Source organism: Pseudosulfitobacter sp. DSM 107133, assembly GCF_022788695.1.
Lineage (GTDB): Bacteria > Pseudomonadota > Alphaproteobacteria > Rhodobacterales > Rhodobacteraceae > Pseudosulfitobacter.
On the sequence record NZ_CP085154.1, the window covers coordinates 383,605 to 401,927 of the forward strand.

At 61.2% G+C, this 18,323-nt stretch carries 15 protein-coding genes; 11 read left to right on the forward strand and 4 right to left on the reverse strand.

The features are described 5' to 3' along the window. Positions 1-22 precede the first annotated feature (22 nt). Entirely contained in the window at positions 23-2,281 is a 2,259-nt protein-coding gene (locus tag DSM107133_RS01855) for a molybdopterin-dependent oxidoreductase (RefSeq protein WP_114294063.1), read from the reverse strand. Positions 2,282-2,472: 191 nt separating this feature from the next. Here DSM107133_RS01855 and DSM107133_RS01860 point away from each other — a divergent pair, with 191 nt between their 5' ends. Then, the gene (locus DSM107133_RS01860; RefSeq protein ID WP_114294062.1) at positions 2,473-2,775 is read left to right on the forward strand and encodes an SH3 domain-containing protein; all 303 of its coding nucleotides are present in this window, start codon (positions 2,473-2,475) and stop codon (positions 2,773-2,775) included. Positions 2,776-2,807: 32 nt separating this feature from the next. Here the strand turns inward: DSM107133_RS01860 and DSM107133_RS01865 are convergent, their stop codons facing one another. The 3 genes from DSM107133_RS01865 to DSM107133_RS01875 form a co-directional block, all read right to left on the reverse strand. Continuing rightward, on the reverse strand, positions 2,808-4,031 hold the full coding sequence (locus DSM107133_RS01865; RefSeq protein WP_114294061.1) for a glycosyl transferase: 1,224 nt from the start codon (positions 4,029-4,031) through the stop codon (positions 2,808-2,810). A 15-nt stretch (positions 4,032-4,046) separates the two neighbouring features. After that, a complete protein-coding gene (locus DSM107133_RS01870; RefSeq protein ID WP_114294060.1) occupies positions 4,047-4,829 on the reverse strand; it encodes an HAD-IIB family hydrolase in 783 nt (260 codons plus the stop codon). A gap of 71 nt (positions 4,830-4,900) precedes the next feature. Beyond that, positions 4,901-5,773: a MurR/RpiR family transcriptional regulator gene (locus DSM107133_RS01875; RefSeq protein ID WP_114294171.1), complete on the reverse strand. Its 873-nt coding sequence runs from the start codon at positions 5,771-5,773 to the stop codon at positions 4,901-4,903. A 114-nt stretch (positions 5,774-5,887) separates the two neighbouring features. Here DSM107133_RS01875 and DSM107133_RS01880 point away from each other — a divergent pair, with 114 nt between their 5' ends. The 10 genes from DSM107133_RS01880 (at position 5,888) to DSM107133_RS01925 (ending at position 18,321) form a co-directional block, all read left to right on the forward strand. Next, on the forward strand, positions 5,888-6,661 hold the full coding sequence (locus tag DSM107133_RS01880) for an N-formylglutamate amidohydrolase (RefSeq protein ID WP_114294059.1): 774 nt from the start codon (positions 5,888-5,890) through the stop codon (positions 6,659-6,661). Continuing rightward, positions 6,649-7,218, forward strand: coding sequence for a TRAP transporter small permease subunit (locus tag DSM107133_RS01885; RefSeq protein WP_114294058.1), 570 nt, complete (start codon positions 6,649-6,651; stop codon positions 7,216-7,218). The genes DSM107133_RS01880 and DSM107133_RS01885 overlap by 13 nt, the downstream gene beginning before the upstream one ends. Beyond that, positions 7,218-8,543: a TRAP transporter large permease subunit gene (locus tag DSM107133_RS01890; protein ID WP_114294057.1), complete on the forward strand. Its 1,326-nt coding sequence runs from the start codon at positions 7,218-7,220 to the stop codon at positions 8,541-8,543. The genes DSM107133_RS01885 and DSM107133_RS01890 overlap by 1 nt, the downstream gene beginning before the upstream one ends. 48 nt (positions 8,544-8,591) lie before the next feature. Continuing rightward, entirely contained in the window at positions 8,592-9,629 is a 1,038-nt protein-coding gene (locus DSM107133_RS01895) for a TRAP transporter substrate-binding protein (protein WP_028955184.1), read from the forward strand. A gap of 76 nt (positions 9,630-9,705) precedes the next feature. Beyond that, positions 9,706-11,070: a glutamine synthetase family protein gene (locus tag DSM107133_RS01900; protein WP_114294056.1), complete on the forward strand. Its 1,365-nt coding sequence runs from the start codon at positions 9,706-9,708 to the stop codon at positions 11,068-11,070. A 2-nt stretch (positions 11,071-11,072) separates the two neighbouring features. Continuing rightward, positions 11,073-12,443, forward strand: a complete 1,371-nt coding sequence (locus DSM107133_RS01905) for an aldehyde dehydrogenase family protein (protein ID WP_114294055.1) — start codon at positions 11,073-11,075, stop codon at positions 12,441-12,443. Positions 12,444-12,447: 4 nt separating this feature from the next. Then, positions 12,448-13,596, forward strand: a complete 1,149-nt coding sequence (locus DSM107133_RS01910) for an iron-containing alcohol dehydrogenase (RefSeq protein ID WP_114294054.1) — start codon at positions 12,448-12,450, stop codon at positions 13,594-13,596. Positions 13,597-13,709: 113 nt separating this feature from the next. Then, a complete protein-coding gene (locus DSM107133_RS01915; protein ID WP_114294053.1) occupies positions 13,710-14,855 on the forward strand; it encodes a lytic murein transglycosylase in 1,146 nt (381 codons plus the stop codon). Positions 14,856-14,975: 120 nt separating this feature from the next. Next, the gene (aspS, locus tag DSM107133_RS01920) at positions 14,976-16,826 is read left to right on the forward strand and encodes an aspartate--tRNA ligase (protein WP_114294052.1); all 1,851 of its coding nucleotides are present in this window, start codon (positions 14,976-14,978) and stop codon (positions 16,824-16,826) included. 58 nt (positions 16,827-16,884) lie between these two features. Beyond that, on the forward strand, positions 16,885-18,321 hold the full coding sequence (locus DSM107133_RS01925; RefSeq protein ID WP_240310567.1) for a DUF1800 domain-containing protein: 1,437 nt from the start codon (positions 16,885-16,887) through the stop codon (positions 18,319-18,321). Positions 18,322-18,323 lie beyond the last annotated feature (2 nt).

Consider the following 18,323-nt stretch of genomic DNA (forward strand, 5'->3'; position numbering starts at 1 on the left):
CCGAGTTCGCAAAATTGCGGTGCTATGCCGGTGACAGAAGCTTGCTGACGTTTACCAAAGCCGTATGGGCGCTGCATCCCTGACCCAGCCGTGACGTTCCCCTGTCGCGGGTCAGCGTGTTCGGGTTTCCATGCGGGTCGAGATTTTCGCCCGGATCACCGAACCACGCACCGGTTGGCAAGGCCACGACGCCCTGGCGGATACTGTCCGAAACCAATGCACGCGCGCGACACGCGCCGCGGCTGTTGAACACACGCACCAGATCGCCGGACTGAATGTCGCGTGGTTCTGCGTCGCCAGGGTGGATAACCAGCGTTTCAGGCCGTGCGCCCGCAACATCCGCCAATGCGCTTTCCAGCTGGCTGTGCAGTTTGTCGCCGGGTTGTGGCGATACCATGTGCAACGGTGTCTCTGTGGTGGCAGACCCCAGCCATTCTGTCGGGGGCAGCCACACCGGATGCCCGGGGCAGTCGTCATAGCCAAAGCCGTCAATCGTCTCGGAAAATATCTCGATCTTGCCCGAGGGCGTTTTGAGCGGAGCCGCTTCGGGGTCCTCGCGGAACGGCGCAAACAGGCTTCTGTTGGGGCCTTTCCGCTGGATTGGCAGCTGCAACCAGTTCAGCTCTTTCAATGTCGCCAGATCGGGAACCTCGATACCCTTTTGGGCAGCCAGTTCGCGGTATTCCTGATACAGGATGCCGATCCAGTTTTCTGCGTCGCGCCCTTCGGTAAAGGCGTTACCCAGTCCAAGCCGCTCGGAGAGACCTGTAAATATTACATAATCATCGCGGGCCTCGCCCACCGGCGGGATCAGTTGCGGCATATGGAACAGATAATCGTCAAGGTTCGACCGCCCGATGTCTTCGCGCTCGTAAGGGGTTGTCGCCGGAAAGACGATGTCGGCGCGTTTGGCGGTTGCGGTCCACCATGGTTCGTTGACGATGATTGTCTCGGGGCGTTGCCATGCGTCGTGCAGGGCGTTCAGGTCCTGGTGATGGTGGAACGGATTGCCCCCCGCCCAATAGACCAGCCGGATATCGGGATAGGGCACGCGGGCGCCGTTGAAATCGTAGAGCTGTCCGGGATTGCGCAGCATGTCGGCAACCCGTGCAACCGGAATGACGGTACGCACCGGATTTTGGCCTTGGGAAAACGTCATGCCGCTCAGCCCGATCAACGATTTTCCGACGCCGCCGATGGCACCGTAACCATAACCGACCCCACCGCCGGGCAGCCCGATCTGGCCAATCATTGCGGCCAGCACCGCCGACATCCAAAAAGGCTGTTCACCGTGTTCTCCCCGTTGCAGGGACCAGGCAACAGTGATCAGCGTGCGTGTCGTCGCCATACGCCGCGCCAGCGTGCGGATTGCATCGGCGTCGGCGCCACACAGCGGGCTGGCCCATTCCGGTGTCTTGGGTTGCCCGTCGCTTTCGCCCAGCAGATAGGGGCGGAACCGGTCGAAACCGACGCTACAGCGCGCCAGAAAGGCGTGGTCCGTCAAACCTTCAACCTCGATCACATGGGCCAGTGCCAGCATCAGCGCGGTGTCCGATCCGGGGCGCAGGGGCATCCATTCGCAGCTGGCCGGCGCATCAACCCGTTGCGGACCGATATTGACGCAGCGCATCTGCTTTTCCGCAAAGCGGTCAAACCACCCTGCGGTTTCATGTTCTGTGACGCCGCCCATGCTGACCTGCGCGTTCTTGGGATTGACCCCGCCGAACATCACCAGCGTTTCGGTGTTGTCATGGATCGTCTGCCAGCCATCCTGATTTTCATACTGGAAGGTCAGAAAATTCCCGCCAAAGACATGGGGCATGATCGCCTGCGCGCAGCCCGTCGAATAGCTGCCGAACGAGGCCACATAGCCGCCCATCGTGTTCAGAAACCGGTGCACCTGGCTTTGTGCGTGATGAAACCGGCCTGCCGAGCCCCAGCCGTAAGAGCCGCCATAGATGGCCTCGTTGCCATGGGCCTTGCGCACGCGTTCCAGCTCTTGCGCCGCGATATCCAGGGCCTCGTCCCAGGGCAGTTCGACAAATTCATCCGACCCGCGCCCGCTGCGTTCGCGTGACGCCAGCCAGCCACGCCGGATCGACGGGCGCGCTACACGGGTGTGGTGGTGAACGGCTGCGGGCAGGATGTCGGGAATGGCCGACGGGTGGGGATCGGCGGCAAAGGGACGTGTCGCGACGATTCTGTCATTTTCGACATCAACCTCGAAGGCACCCCAGTGGCTGGTCGTGACCTTTGTTTGTCTGTCAAAGCGCTGGTCCATCGGAAATTCCTTTCGCGGCACGCAGATAGTAGCTGCGCAAAGCTAGGCCCCGGTGGCAGCAAAAGAAAGCGGTTTCCGGCGCGTATTGCGCGCTGTTCGTGTCTGATAATGCGCAGCGGGTCACTGCGGGCTGTTCCTTTTGGCGGCCTGAATGTTTACGAATAAGACCGAGGCAAAAACAGGAGAAAACGATGGGAAAAGCCATCTTTGTCGCGCTGGCATCATGTGTGCTGGGCATCTTTCTAAGCGGTCAGCCGGCAGCGGCTGCGTGGTTCGGAGACTATGAAGTGGCGGGTGTCGAAGACAGCGACATGCTGAAAATGCGCGCGGGGCCGGGGGTTGGCTACAAGGTGATTCTGGGTTTGCCGAACGGCACCATCCTGCGGGTTCACAGCTGTACGCAGACCGGCGGCACGCGCTGGTGCGAAGTGTCCCTGAAAGCCGCGCGTTCGCTCAAGGGGCATGTGTCGTGGGCGTATCTTCGCAAAAAGTGACAGGCCGCTGATCCTGTCGGGCCACCCTGGTTCTAGCTGTCAAACTCGCGTTCGTCTGCCTGGGCGGCGGCGCGCAAGTCGGCCAGAAAACTGGCGTCGGCGGCATGGACCCTGTTCCATGTGGGGATAAACGGTGTCTCGTGCGGGTTGTCCAGAAACGTCTGGCCCGCGCGCATGATGTTTTCGGCAAACAGTTCGATCCCCTGTTCTTCCTTATGCCTGTCGATGGTCAGCCCGTTCATCTGCGCATCATTGTAATAGGCTTCCAGCAGATCCAGTGCGCAACGGTAATAAGTGGCCTTGAGGGTGCGGAACACGTTGGGCGTAAAGACAGTCCCATCGGCGGCCAGTTTGCGGAAGATCGCCTTGCAGATGTCGGTGGACATACGGCTCAGGCCGGCACTGGCGTCTTCGGCGCTCATATCCTGATGTTTGTGGTCATAATTGTCGGCAATCTCGACCTGACAGACGGCTTTGGGGGCCAGATTGCGCCAGGCTTCGGACAGCACGCCTATTTCCAGCCCCCAGTCTGACGGGATGCGCAGATCGGGCAAGATGCTGGTGCGCATGGCGAATTCACCCGACAGCGGGTAACGAAAGCTGCGCAGGTAGTCGATATAATCGCGGTCCCCGATCACCCGTTTCAGCGCGATCAACAGCGGGCTGACCAGCAATCGGGTCACCCGACCGTTCAGCTTGCCCTGACCGACGCGGGAATAGAACCCCTTGGCCACCTGATAGGGAAAGGTCGGATTGGCCACCGGATAGACCAGCCGCGCCAGCATTTCATTGGTATAGGTGACGATGTCGCAATCGTGGATCGCCATCACCGAACTGTCCTCGCAGCCGATCAGATAGCCCAGCGAAGACCACACGTTCTTGCCCTTGCCCTGCTCCATCGGCGCAAGTCCCAGTGTCTCAAGGCGCGCGCCCAGCTCTTGCATGCGAGGGCTGTCGTTCCAGATGACAATATGGTTCTGGTTCAGCCCTTTGAAAAACTGCTGAGCATGGCGAAACTGCGCCTCGTCGGCGCGGTCCAGACCGATGATGATGCGGTGCAGATATGTGACCTTGGACAATTCATCCAAAATCAGCGGCATCGCGTCGGTTTCCAGCTCGGAATACAGGCAGGGCAGGATCAACGAAATCTTGCGCGACTGGGCAAAGGTCTCAAGCTCGTAGGTCATTTCATCCAGCGACCGTGTTCGCAGATTGTGCAGCGTGGCCACGTTCCCGTTCTGGTGAAAGTCTGTCATGCGCGGCGTCCTTGTTCAGATGTTCAACTGGTCAATGAAATCCAGCACCGCACGGTTCCAGCCTTGGGGGCCGATCAACGTGCTGCGCTGGATGCGCCCGGTCGCCTCGGTTTCAAGCGGGGGCAGTGGTGTGCGGTGCGGATTGGCGACGATCACGCCGTAATCGGCGGTTTGCAGCATTTCGATGTCGTTCGGGGCGTCGCCCAGTGCCAGCGTGACCTGCGGGCGGAATGTGGCGGTGATCTCGGCCATGCGGTCGGCCTTGGTCTGGCCAAAGGACAGGGTCAGAAACCGGCCCCCTTCGCGGGCGGATATGCCGTGTTGTCCAAGTGCCGCCAGAAACGCGGCGCGCTGGGCGTCGGTCCCGTGCCACAGCCCGGGTTCGGAAAAGGCACGTTTCCTGGCGTTTTGTGCATCGGGCGAGGGCAGGCCGGTGATGTCTGCGACCCCTTCGGTGCTGAGATCGCCAAATCCTTGGAAAGGTGCGCGCAGATCTTCGGGCAATTGGCCCAGCATGTCGCGCAGCCGCCGGTAGTCGGTGTCTGGCGGCGTTCCGGTGGCACAGGCTGCCAGAACTCCCGCGCCGTTTTCCACGATGGCGGGCCAGTCGGTCAGCCCCATGTCAGACCGCAATCCGATGATTTCAGGCGCCGTTTTGCTGCTGGCCAGCACCACCCCTGCACCAAGGTTGCGCAGGCGCGTCAGCGCCGGGCGGGCGGCGTCCCACCGGTATGTGTCATGCGAAATCAACGTGCCGTCGAGATCGCTAAAGACAAGAAGAGGAAGCGGTTGCGGCATTTGCAGCCAGTGTGCGGTCTGGCTGACAAGCCTGCAACCCGTCACGGTCCCATTGCCTGTTTTTCAGGCAGTCAGGTGAATTTGCGGAACAGCTTGGTCTGGTCGAACATCGCTTCCAGCTCTTCCATGCGGCCCTTGGTGCTGTCCCAGCGCAGGTTTTGCACGGCTGAAATCATCGTTTCGGTCAGCAGCATGGTGGCCGCCGCCGAATCCCAGGCCGAGGGCACCTCGATGCGGCTGCTGAAACTGATGTCGGCCAGCTGATGCACCGGCGAGCGCCATTGATCCGTAAACAGAACGATCCGCGCGCCCTGCGCGTGGGCCATTTCGGCCAGCTTCAACGTGTTGTTTTCGTAGCGCCGCACGTCAAAGATGACAAAGACATCGCCGGGTTCAACATCCAGCAGATAGTGCGGCCAGGCGTTCGATGTGGATTGCACATGTGTGATGTTGGGGCGGATCACCTGCATGTGCAGGAACAGATATTCGGCCAGCGTGTGCGTCACCCGCCCGCCGACGATATACAGGTGGTGCGCAGGATCGCCCACCATGGAACAGGCACTGTCAAAGGCTTTGGGGTCGATCTGGCCCAGCGTGTGACGGATGTTGTCGATCACGGCATCGGTAAAGGTGTTCAGGATATGCCCCGAAGGCGCGCTTTCGGCCCAGGTGTCATGTTTGGCAATCGGCCCCTTGACCTTGGCGCGCAGTTCCTCGCGCAGTTCGGCCTGAAATTCGGCGTACCCTTTGAACCCCAGTTTTTGCACCATGCGCGCTACGGTGGGGCCCGACACGTTGGCGTCTTGCGCCAGTTCGGTCAGCGGTCCAAGGCCCGAAATCGGGTAATTTTCCAGAATTGAATGCGCCAGCTGCCGTTCGGCACGGGTCAGATCGTCCAGCTTTTGCTGGATGCGGTCGGAAATCGTATGTGCGTTTGACGACACTGGCGCCCCCTTTTTGATCGAAAAATTTTCACACAAGAGAAGACTGAGGAATATTTTTCACAATTCTGTTGACAGATGGCGACGGTGGCAAGCACTTTGTGAGCAGGGGGTGCCATGACAGACGCAGGCAAGAATTCAGTGACGGCAGTACAGACAATCAATGCGGCAGGGGCTTCGCCTGTCGTTCTGGTCTGCGAACATGCATCTTGTTTCATCCCCGAAACGCTGGAGGGGCTGGGCCTGACGAATGCGGCCAGGGAGAGCCATGCCGCCTGGGATCCGGGCGCACTGGGCGTGGCCGAGCGGATGTCGTTCCGGCTGGATGCAACGTTGGTGGCCAGTTGCGTGTCGCGTCTGGTCTATGATTGCAACCGCCCGCCCGAAGCGCCGGGGGCGATGCCAGCCAAAAGCGAAGTGTTCGATGTGCCGGGAAATGCAAACCTGAGCGCGCAGGACCGCACCGAGCGCGCCGCGACCTATTACGTTCCATTCCGTGATGCGTTGGCACAGGTGGTGGCAGACAAGCCCGCGCCTGTTCTGGTCACGATCCACAGTTTCACGCCGGTCTTCAACGGCGTCCCGCGCGTGGTCGAGGTTGGCGTATTGCATGACAGCGACACGCGGCTGGCCGATGCCATGCTGGACACGGCAGCGGCGCACACCGGCACCACCGTGCAGCGCAACGAACCCTATGGCCCTGCCGACGGGGTGACCCATACCTTGCAGGTGCACGGCACGGCACACGGCCATCCCTGTGTGATGATCGAAGTGCGCAACGATCTTATCCAGACCAAAACGCAGCAACAGCGCATGGGCGATATGCTGGCCGAATGGCTGGCCGATGCCTGTGCCCTGATGAAAGCAGAGGGTGTCAGATGCACAGCTTGATGCGCGGTTTTATCCGCAGGGTAGACGGGTTCAATTACCGGCTGGGCCGCATCATGATGTACGGCATTTTCGCCCTTATGGCGGTTCTGCTGTGGTCGACCTTTAGCAAGGTGTTCTTCGTGCCGTCGCTGTGGACGCTGGAAATGGCCCAATTTGTCATGGTTGGCTATTACGTGCTGGGCGGCCCCTATTCGATGCAGATGGGTGACCATGTGCGCATGGACCTGCTGTATGGCGAATGGTCCGACCGCAAGAAAGCATGGATGGATATGATCACCGTGCTGTTTCTGATCTTCTACCTAGTTGTGTTGCTATATGGTGCCATCGGTTCAACCGCCTATTCGCTGGGCTACTGGAAGACCGAACCGCTGTCCTTTTTTGCCGGGCTGCTGACCGGATCGGAAGAAATCGGACGCCTTGAACAATCGTCGTCTGCCTGGCGACCCTATCTTTGGCCCGTCAAGGTCGTGATGATCGTGGGCTTTTTCCTGATGATTTTGCAGTGCCTTTCCGAGCTTTGCAAAGATGTCCTGCGGCTGAGGGGTCAGACGATCTGATGTCATATGAATTGATCGCCACCCTGATGTTCTCGACGATGATGCTGATGCTGATGACCGGCCAGCGCGTGTTCGGTGCCATCGGTTTTGTTGCTGTCGTTGCGGCCCTGCTGTTGTGGGGCGACAAGGGCGGCTATGACATCGGGTTTTCCGCCGCGATGAAGCTGATGAAATGGTATCCGCTGCTGACGCTGCCGATGTTCATCTTTATGGGCTACGTTCTGTCGGAATCGAAGATCGCCGATGATCTGTACAAGATGTTCCACGTCTGGATGGGTGGCCTGCGCGGCGGGCTGGCCGTGGGCACCATCGGGCTGATGGTGCTGATTTCCGCGATGAACGGTCTCAGCGTGGCCGGCATGGCCATCGGCGCCACGATCGCGCTGCCCGAGCTGTTGAAACGCGGCTATGACAAACGCATGGTGACAGGGGTTATTCAGGCGGGATCGTCGCTGGGTATTCTGGTGCCGCCATCCGTGGTGCTGGTGCTGTATGCGATGATCGCGCGGCAACCGGTGGGCCAGCTGTGGCTGGCAGGTGTAATTCCGGGGCTGATGATGGCGGCGATGTTCATCGCCTATATCGCCATCCGCTGCTGGTGGAACCCCAGCCTTGGACCGACCCTGAGTGCCGAAGACCGGGCAATGCCGCGTCGTGAAAAACTGGCTTTGCTGCGTGCGGGGCTGCTGCCGCTGGTGATCTTTGGCGTGATGATGTTCCCCTTTGTCAAAGGCTGGACCTCGCTGGTGGAAAGCTCGGCCATCGGGGCGATTGCCGCGTTTGTGGCGGCCGTTCTCAAGGGGCGGATGACGCGTCAGGTGTTCGAGAATTCGGTGCGCAAGACGCTGGGCATTACCTGCATGTTCATGTGGATCATTCTGGCGGCACTGGCCTTTGGCGCTGTGTTTGACGGATTGGGCGCGGTCAAGGCGATTGAAAGCCTGTTCACGGAACGGCTGGGACTAAGCCCGTGGGTGATCCTGATTTTGATGCAGCTCAGCTTTATCCTGATGGGCATGTTTCTGGATGATACGGCCATGCTGGTGATCGTGGCACCCTTGTATGTGCCGCTGGTGGGGGCATTGGGTTTTGATCTGGTCTGGTACGGAATCCTGTACACGATCACCTGCCAGATCGCTTACATGACGCCGCCCTTCGGCTATAACCTGTTCCTGATGCGGGCCATGGCCCCGCCCGAGATCACGTTGCGCGATATTTACGGGTCTATCGCACCCTTTGTGCTGGTCATGGTGGGGGCGCTGGTGATGGTCATGGCCTTCCCCCAGATTGCCCTGTGGCTGCCCAATTACGTCTACGCAAACTGATAACAGACACCGCAAACGGTGCACCCAAACTTAACAAGGAGAAGAGACATGACGACGAGACGCAATTTCATCCGCACCGCAGCCCTTGGCGGCGCGGCCAGCCTTGCCGCCCCAGCCATCGTCCGGGCGCAGGACACCATCAAGTGGCGGTTCCAGACCTATGCCGGTGCCGCGCTGGGCGAGCATGTGACCAAGCCTGTCATCGACTATATCAACACGGCTGCCAACGGCGAGCTTGAGATCGAGCTGTTCTATGCCGACCAGATCGTCCCCACTGGCGAGTTGTTCCAGGCCCTGCAACGCGGCACCATCGACGCCGTACATTCGGACGACGACAGCATGGCGTCGCCCACGCCCTTGCAGCAGTTCGGCGGTTACTTCCCGCTGGCCACCAAACATTCGTTGGATGTGCCGGTGCTGTTCAATCAATACGGTCTGGCCGACATCTGGCGCGAGGAATACGCCAAGGTTGGCGTGACATGGCTGTCAGCCGCGGGGCAGGACCCGTGCAACTTCAACACCAAGAAAGAGGTCACATCGCTGGCTGATTTGGACGGGCTGAAGCTGTACACCTTCCCCACAGCGGGCCGTTTCCTGACCCAGTTCGGCGTTGTGCCGGTTTCGATCCCCTATGAAGACGCCGAAGTCGCGGTTCAGACGGGCGAGCTGGACGGTATGGCGTGGTCCGGCATCACCGAGGATTACACCGTCGGCTGGGCCAACGTGACCGACTATTTCCTGACCAACAACATCTCGGGCGCATGGATCGGGTCGTTCTTTGTCAACGAAGGCCGCTGGGCGGATCTGCCCGAGCATCTGAAAGCCATCGTGATGGCGGGCATCGAAGCCGGTCATACCTATCGCAACCAGTGGTATTGGGGCGGCGAGGCGTCGCTGCGCGCCAAGGGCGACAAGCTGCAACTGCGGTCGATCCCGCAAGAGGAATGGAAAGTCGTCGAAGACGCGGCCAAGGTCTTCTGGGACGAGGTCGCCCAAGAGGGCGAAGTGAACGCCAAGATCGTCCAGATCTTCCGCGATTATAACGACGTGATCGACAAGGCGGGCCCGCCCTACAGCTTCGGCTAAGTCGATCTTATTCCAAATACACGCGGGCGGCCCATCGGGGCGCCCGCCACACGCACTTTAACCACAGGACACCGACATGCCCGGCAACCTTAGCTTTGATGACCTGAAATCCCGCGTCACCGACGGCAGCATCGACACGGTGCTGGCCTGTTTTGTGGACATGCAGGGCCGTTTGATGGGCAAGCGGTTTCATGCGGTCAACTTCGTGGAAACCTCGTTCAAAGAGACCCATTGTTGCAACTACCTGCTGGCCACCGATCTGGAAATGGCCACGCCGGATGGCTATGCCTCGACCAGCTGGCAAACCGGCTATGGCGACTATGTCATGGCGCCCGACCTGACCACGCTGCGCACAGTGCCGTGGCTGGAAGGCACCGCGCTGGTGCTGTGCGATGTGCTGGACCATCACACCCACGCCCCTGTGCCCCACGATCCGCGTGCGATCCTGAAGAAGCAGGTGGCGCGGCTGCGCGATCTGGGCTTTGACGCGAAGATGGCGACCGAGCTGGAGTTTTTCCTGTTCGAGAAAAGCCTGGACGAAATCCGCGCCAGCGGCTTCCGCGACCTGACCCCGATCAGCGGCTATAACGAAGATTACAACATCTTCCAGACCACCAAGGAAGAGGGCGTGATGCGCCCGATCCGCAACCATCTTTACGCCGCAGGTCTGCCCATCGAGAACTCCAAGGGCGAGGCCGAAGCCGGGCAGGAAGAGCTGAACATCCGCTATGCTCCCGCGCTGGATTGCGCCGACCACCACAGCATCGCGAAACACGCGATCAAGGAAATTGCATGGCAGCACGGGCGTGCCGCGTCTTTCCTGCCCAAGTGGCACCATGACCGCGTCGGCAGCTCCAGCCACGTGCACCAATCGCTGTGGCAAGGCGAGACGCCCGCGTTTTTCGACAAGGATGCCGATCTGGGCATGTCTGAACTGATGAAAAACTATATGGCCGGGCTGATCGCCTATGCGCCGGATTACACGTTTTTCCTCGCTCCTTACGTGAACAGCTACAAACGCTTTGCCAAAGGCACCTTTGCCCCCACCAAAACCGTCTGGTCCATCGACAACCGCACCGCGGGTTTCCGTCTGTGCGGGGCCGAGACCAAGGGGGTGCGGGTCGAATGCCGTATCGGTGGCTCGGATCTGAATCCCTATCTGGCGCAGGCCGCGATGCTGGCCGCAGGGATCAAGGGGATCGAGGACAAGATGGAACTGTCGCCGCCGACGCGCGGCGACGTGTACGAAGACGCCAAGGCCGCCGACATTCCGCAGACCCTGCGGGCGGCGACCGAGACCTTGCGAAAATCCGCTTTCCTTCGGAAGGCATTCGGGGACGATGTGATTGACCATTACACCCGATGCGCCGAATGGGAGCAGGAAGAGTTTGACCGCGTCGTGACCGATTGGGAAATCGCGCGCGGATTTGAAAGGGCCTGACCATGATTACCTGTATTTCGCCGATCGACGGATCGGTCTACGCCGAGCGCACGCCGCTGGGCGCATCTGACGCTGCGGCTGCTGTTGCGCGTGCAAAGGCTGCCCAAGCCGCATGGGCTGCACGCCCGCTGGCCGAGCGCATTGCGCTGGTCCAGGACGGCGTGGCCAGTGTGGGGGCGATGAATGACGCCATCGTACCGGAGCTGGCGCACCAGATGGGCCGCCCCGTGCGCTATGGCGGGGAATTCGGCGGCTTTAACGAACGCGCCACCTATATGGCCGACATCGCGCAGGACGCGCTGGCCGATATTGTGGTTGAGGACAGCGATACATTCCGCCGCGTGATCAAGCGGGTGCCGCATGGCGTCGTGCTGGTCGTGGCACCGTGGAACTATCCCTATATGACGGCGATCAACACCGTCGCGCCCGCGCTGATCGCGGGCAACGCGGTGATGCTGAAACACGCCAGCCAAACCCCGCTTGTGGGTGAGCGTATGGCCGAGGCGTTCCACGCCGCCGGGATCCCCGATGATGTGTTCCAGAACGTGTTTCTGGACCACCAGACCACTTCGGACCTGATTGCGGCGAAATCCTTTGGTTTCGTGAACTTCACCGGTTCGGTCGGCGGGGGCCGCGCCATTGAAACCGCCGCCGCTGGCACATTCACCGGCGTCGGGCTGGAGCTGGGCGGCAAGGACCCGGGATATGTCTGTGATGACGCCGACGTGCAGGCCGCTGCCGACACGCTGATTGACGGGGCGATGTTCAACTCGGGGCAATGCTGCTGCGGGATCGAACGGATCTATGTGGCCGAGGCATTGTTTGATGATTTTGTCGCCAAGGCGGTCGCAATCGTCAAAGGCTACAAACTGGGCAATCCGCTGGACCCGGAAACCACCATTGGCCCGATGGCGCACATGCGCTTTGCCGACACCGTGCGCGAACAGACTGCCGATGCGATTGCCGCAGGGGCCACGGCCCACATCGACCCCGCAGATTTCCCGCAGGATGGCGGCGCCTACCTGATGCCGCAGATCCTGACGAACGTGACCCACGACATGCGCGTGATGCGCGAGGAAAGCTTTGGTCCCGTGGTTGGCATCATGGCCGTCAAGGACGACGCCGAAGCGATCCGCCTGATGAATGACAGCGACTACGGGCTGACGGCATCCGTCTGGACGCAGGACGCCGCGCGAGCCGAGGCGATTGCCGACCAGATCGAAACCGGCACCGTGTTCATGAACCGCGCCGATTACCTTGATCCGGCGCTGTGCTGGACCGGCTGCAAGGACACCGGTCGCGGTGGCGGTCTGTCGGTCATCGGCTATCACAACCTGACCCGTCCCAAATCCTACCACCTGAAGAAAGCCTGATCCCATGACGCTGACTGCAAATTGGTCCTACCCCACCGCAATCCGCTTTGGCGCGGGGCGCATTTCCGAGATCGCCGAGGCCTGCATGGCCGCAGGCATCACCAAGCCGCTGCTGATCACAGATCGCGGGCTGGCGGGCATGGACATCACCCAGCGCACGCTGGACCTGATCGACGCCGCCGGTCTGGGCCGCGCGATGTTTTCCGACGTGGACCCGAACCCGACCGAAGTGAACGCGCAGGCGGGCGTTGCGGTCTACCGTGAGGGCGGCCATGACGGCGTGATCGCTTTTGGCGGCGGCTCGGGCCTGGATCTGGGCAAGGTCGTGGCGTTTCTGGCGGGCCAAAGCCGCCCGATCTGGGATTTCGAGGATATCGGCGACTGGTGGACCCGCGCCGACGCCGATGCGATTGCCCCGATCGTGGCCGTGCCCACCACCGCAGGCACCGGGTCCGAAGTGGGCCGCGCGTCGGTTATCACCAACTCGGAAACCGCCGAGAAAAAGATCATCTTCCACCCCAAGATCCTGCCGCGTGTCGTGATCTGCGACCCCGAATTGACCGTGGGCATGCCGCCGTTCATCACCGCTGGCACCGGCCTTGATGCCTTTGCCCATTGCGTCGAAGCGTTCTGTTCGCCGCATTATCACCCGATGAGCCAGGGCATGGCGCTGGAAGGGATGCGGCTGGTCAAGGATTACCTGCCGCGTGCCTACAAGGACGGCACCGACATCGAAGCGCGCGCGCAGATGATGTCGGCGGCGGCCATGGGGGCCACCGCGTTCCAAAAGGGGCTGGGCGCGATCCACGCCTTGTCGCACCCCATTGGCGCGATTTACCACACGCACCACGGCACCACGAACGCCGTGTGTATGCCCGCCGTGCTGCAATTCAACCGCCCCGAGATCGAAGCCAGGATCGCACAGGCCGCGCGCTATCTGGACATCGACGGCGGCTTTGACGGGTTCTGCGCCTTTGTCGACGATCTGAATGCGTCGATGGGCATTCCCAAGACGCTGAAGGGTCTGGGCGTTGAAAACCCCGACGTAGACCGCATCGTGGCTGGCGCACTGATCGACCCCAGCACCGGCGGCAATCCGGTGAAAATGACCGAAGAAAACACGCGCGAACTGCTGCTGAATATCATCGGCTAAGCCTGTCCCTAAGCAAAACGCCGCGTACCGCCCGACATGCGGTGCGCGGATGATTGCGTGTGTTCACCTTTGCGTTAGGGTGATGCCCAAACAAGAATGGGCAGGGCAGAAAAATGATCATCACACGGCGCAATTTCACACTTGGACTGACCGCAGGGCTGGGCCTTGCAAGCTGTGGCACGACGATGCCGGGCATCCCGTCGGTTGCATCGGGCGGCTTGCCCGATGACCTGCGTCCCGTGCCGAATGCCGGGTGGAGCCAGTGGGTCGCATCGTTCCGCGACCGCGCAGGCGCGCAGGGCATTTCCGACAGCACGCTGAACTCAGGCTTTCGCGGCGCGGGCTATCTGCCGGGCGTGGTCAAACGCGACCGCAACCAGACCGAGTTCAGCCGCACGCTGGAAGATTACCTTGCCATCGCGGCCTCCGACGAGCGCGTCACCAAGGGCCGCGCCGCCTATGCGCGTCACGGCAGCACGCTGAACGCGCTTGAGGCGAAATATGGCGTCGATAGCACCATCATCTGCGCGATCTGGGGGCTGGAAAGCTTCTTTGGCGAACGTAAGGGCGATGTGCCGGTTGTCTCGGCCACGTCGACGCTGGCCTATGACGGGCGGCGCGGCGCGTTCTTTGAAAAGCAACTGGTTGCAGCCCTGAAAATCATTCAAAGCGGCGATATTACTGCCGACCGTATGGTAGGAAGCTGGGCCGGGGCCATGGGTCACACCCAATTCATCCCCACATCCTATCAGGCCTTTGCCGTCGACTATACCGGCGATGGCCGCCGCGATATCTGGTCGGCGGACCCCAGCGACGCGCTGGCCTCGACCGCCGCCTACCTGCAACGCAACGGCTGGTCCCGTGGCACCCGCTGGGGCGGCGAGGTGGGCGCGGGCGCACCTGCGGGCAGCGTCATCACCCCGCAACCGGGTGGTCCAAGCTTTGCTGTCACGTCGAATTTCAATGCGATCAAACGCTACAACAACTCGGACAGCTACGCGATTGGGGTGGGCCATCTGGCCGACCGTATCGGCGGCGCAGGGCCGTTGCGCGGATCGTTCCCGCCCGACGCCAACGGGCTGACCAAGGACGACCGCATGGCGCTGCAACGCAAGCTGACCGCCGCAGGCTTTGACACCGACGGGGCCGACGGCGTTCTGGGGCCGAAAAGCCAGAGCGCGATCAGCGCCTATCAGTCCAGCCGTGGACTGCCCGCGACCGGCGTACCCTCGCAGGAATTGCTGCGATCCCTCGGTTAAGACCTGTAAAACGGCATTGCCGCGCGGTTTTCCCACGCGCGGCGGTCTGCGCGGCTTGACTTCCCACCCCATGGGCGGTGTATCTGCCCCGATCATCAGCCCAGAGAGCGGGAGCCTATTATGCACGCCTATCGCAGCCACACCTGCGCCGAACTGACCGCCGCCGACGTCGGCAAAACCGTCCGCCTGTCCGGTTGGGTCAATCGCGTGCGCGATCACGGGGGCATCCTGTTTGTCGACCTGCGCGACCATTACGGCGTGACACAGGTTCTGTGCGACCCCGACAGCGCCGCCTTTGCCGACGTGGAAAAGCTGCGCAGCGAATGGTGCATTCGCATTGACGGCGAAGTGAAGGCCCGCGCGCCCGAACTGGTCAACGCCAAGATCCCCACCGGCGAGGTCGAAGTGTTCGTGCGCGAGGTCGAAGTGCTTGGCCCCGCCGCCGAACTGCCGCTGATGGTGTTTGGCGATCAGGAATACCCCGAGGAAACCCGGCTGAAATACCGTTATCTGGACCTGCGCCGCGAAAAGATGCAAGCCAACATGAAACTGCGCTCGGACGTGGTCGCCTCGATCCGCCGCCGCATGTGGGACGCAAAATTCCGCGAATATCAGACACCGATCATCACCGCATCGTCGCCCGAGGGCGCGCGCGACTTTCTGGTGCCGTCGCGTCTGCACCCCGGCAAGTTCTATGCGCTTCCGCAGGCCCCCCAGCAGTTCAAACAGCTGTTGATGGTCTCGGGCTTTGACAAATACTTCCAGATCGCGCCCTGTTTCCGTGACGAAGACCCGCGTGCCGACCGGTCGCCCACCGATTTCTACCAGCTTGACCTTGAGATGAGCTTTGTCACCCAGCAGGACGTGTTCGACACGATCCAGCCCGTGATCGGCGGCATTTTCGAGGAATTCGGCGGCGGTCGCAAAGTCGACCAGACATGGGAGCAGATCAGCTATCGCGACGCGGCCCTGTGGTATGGCAGCGACAAGCCCGACCTGCGCAACCCGATCAAGATGCAGGTCGTGTCCGAACATTTTGCTGGTTCCGGTTTCGCCATCTTTGCCAAGCTGCTGGAGCAGGACGGCACCGAAGTGCGCGCCATTCCCGCGCCCACGGGCGGGTCGCGCAAGTTCTGCGACCGCATGAACGCATTTGCGCAAAAGGAAGGTCTGCCCGGCATGGGCTATATCTTCTGGCGCGAGAAAACGGCGGATGCCGTGGCGCAAGAACTGGGCATCACCGTGAAAGAGGCCCAGGCCAAGCTGAAATCCGGCGAAGTCGAAGGCGGCATGGAAGCGGCCGGCCCGCTGGCCAAGAACATCGGCCCCGAGCGCACCGAAGCCATCCGCCAGCAACTGGGCCTTGGCATGGGCGATGCGGCGTTCTTCCTGGGCGGCAAGCCCAAACAGTTCGAAGCCATCGCGGGACGTGCCCGTAACATCATCGGTGACGAACTGAACCTGACCGACAAGGATCGCTTTGCCTTTGCGTGGATCGTCGATTTCCCGATCTATGAAAAGGACGAGACCACCGGCAAGATCGACTTTGAACACAACCCGTTCTCGATGCCCCAGGGTGGTATGGACGCCCTGCAAGGCGATCCGCTGGACGTGCTGGGTTATCAATACGATCTGGCCTGCAACGGCTATGAACTGGTGTCGGGTGCCATTCGGAACCACCGCCCGGAAATCATGTTCAAAGCCTTTGAAATCGCAGGCTATGACGAGGCCGAGGTGCGCAAACGCTTTGGCGGTATGGTCAACGCCTTTCAATACGGCGCCCCGCCCCACGGTGGTTGTGCCGCGGGTATTGACCGCATCGTGATGCTGCTGGCGAACGAACAGAACATCCGCGAAGTGATCCTGTTCCCGATGAACCAGCGCGCCGAAGACCTGATGATGAACGCGCCGTCCGACCCCACCAGCGATCAGCTGATGGAGCTGGGCCTGCGGGTTATTCCGCAAGACTGATACACGTTTGGGCGATCCGTCGCCTGAGATGAAAAAGTGATGGGGCGCGCCGATGCAAATGGGCGCGCCCCTTGCTATATTGAATGTGGTCATGGGCGGGGAATTCACTGTGCGCGCATTCGAGTCTGAACTTGCCGAAATCCGCTTTGGCTGCGGGCTGTCGCCGGTCATTGCCCCTGCTACGTCGGTCGAGACGATGTTGGCGGGCATCACCGCCCCCGACACGATGGCTGCCCGGTTTGAGATTGAACCCTTTGACAGCTTTCGTGCCCGCATGGTTGAAAGCGACAGGCTGCGCCGCATCCAGCGCGACAAACGGGGCAAACCCGAAGCCAAAGTTGCACGAAAAGACCGCAATCTGCTGAAAAAAGCCGCCCGCATTGATATGGTCCGCTGGCTGGGCCTGTCGATGCTGCGCCGCACGTATACCGAAACCGGTTTCTTTGAACGGCTGGTGTATTTCTGGGGCGACCATTTCAGCGCCACGGGCAAGGCGGGCCTGATAAGACGCGCGACCTCGCCCTATATCGAAGACGGCATTCGCCCCTTTGTCGGTGGCCGCTATGCCGATCTGTTGATCAGCGCTGTAACCCACCCGGTGATGCTGCAATATCTGGATCAGGACCGGTCAATGGGACCGGACAGCGCGCGGGCGCTGAAACGTGGCAAAGCGGCAGGGTTGAACGAAAACCTGGCCCGCGAGGTGATGGAGCTGCACACGCTGGGGGTCGATGGCCCCTATACACAGGACGACGTGCGCGAATTGGCCGAGCTGTTCACCGGCCTGTCGTTCCAGCCCAAACAAGGCCGCAAGTTTCGCAAGGACTATGTCGAACCGGGTGCCGAAACCGTCATGGGCAAAACCTATGCCGATGCCTATTCGATGAAACCCGTGCGCGCTGTGCTGGAAGATCTGGCCGTGCATCCGGCCACCGCGCGGCATCTGTCGTGGAAACTGGCGGTGCATTTTGTGTCAGACACGCCCGATCCTGCGCTGATTGACCATGTAAGTGCGCGATATCTGGAAACAGATGGTGACCTGATGCAGGTGTATGCCGCATTGCTTGAACATCCCGCAGCGTGGACGCAAGAGAGGGCCAATATCAAACGCCCCGTGGACTTTGTCGGCTCGTCCATGCGTGCCCTGGCGGTTGATCCGGCTGCTGTCATCCAGCTGGACGAGCGTGAAACGCGCAACCTGTTGCTGACGCCGATGGTGCTGATGGGGCAAACTTGGCAAAAGTTCAGCGGCCCCGATGGCTGGCCGGAAGAGGACGAGGCGTGGCTGTCACCGCAAGGGTTGTCGGGACGGGTGCGTTGGGCCATGTCCGGCCCGCAGGTGCTGCGCCCCGATCTGCCGGACCCGCGCGAATTTGTCGAAACGGCGCTGGGCAGCCGTGCCTCTGACGAGGTGACATTCGCGGCCACAGCCGCCGAAAGCAAATCCGAAGCCATCGGCCTTGTGTTGATGTCCCCCGCGTTCCAGCGCTGCTAGGA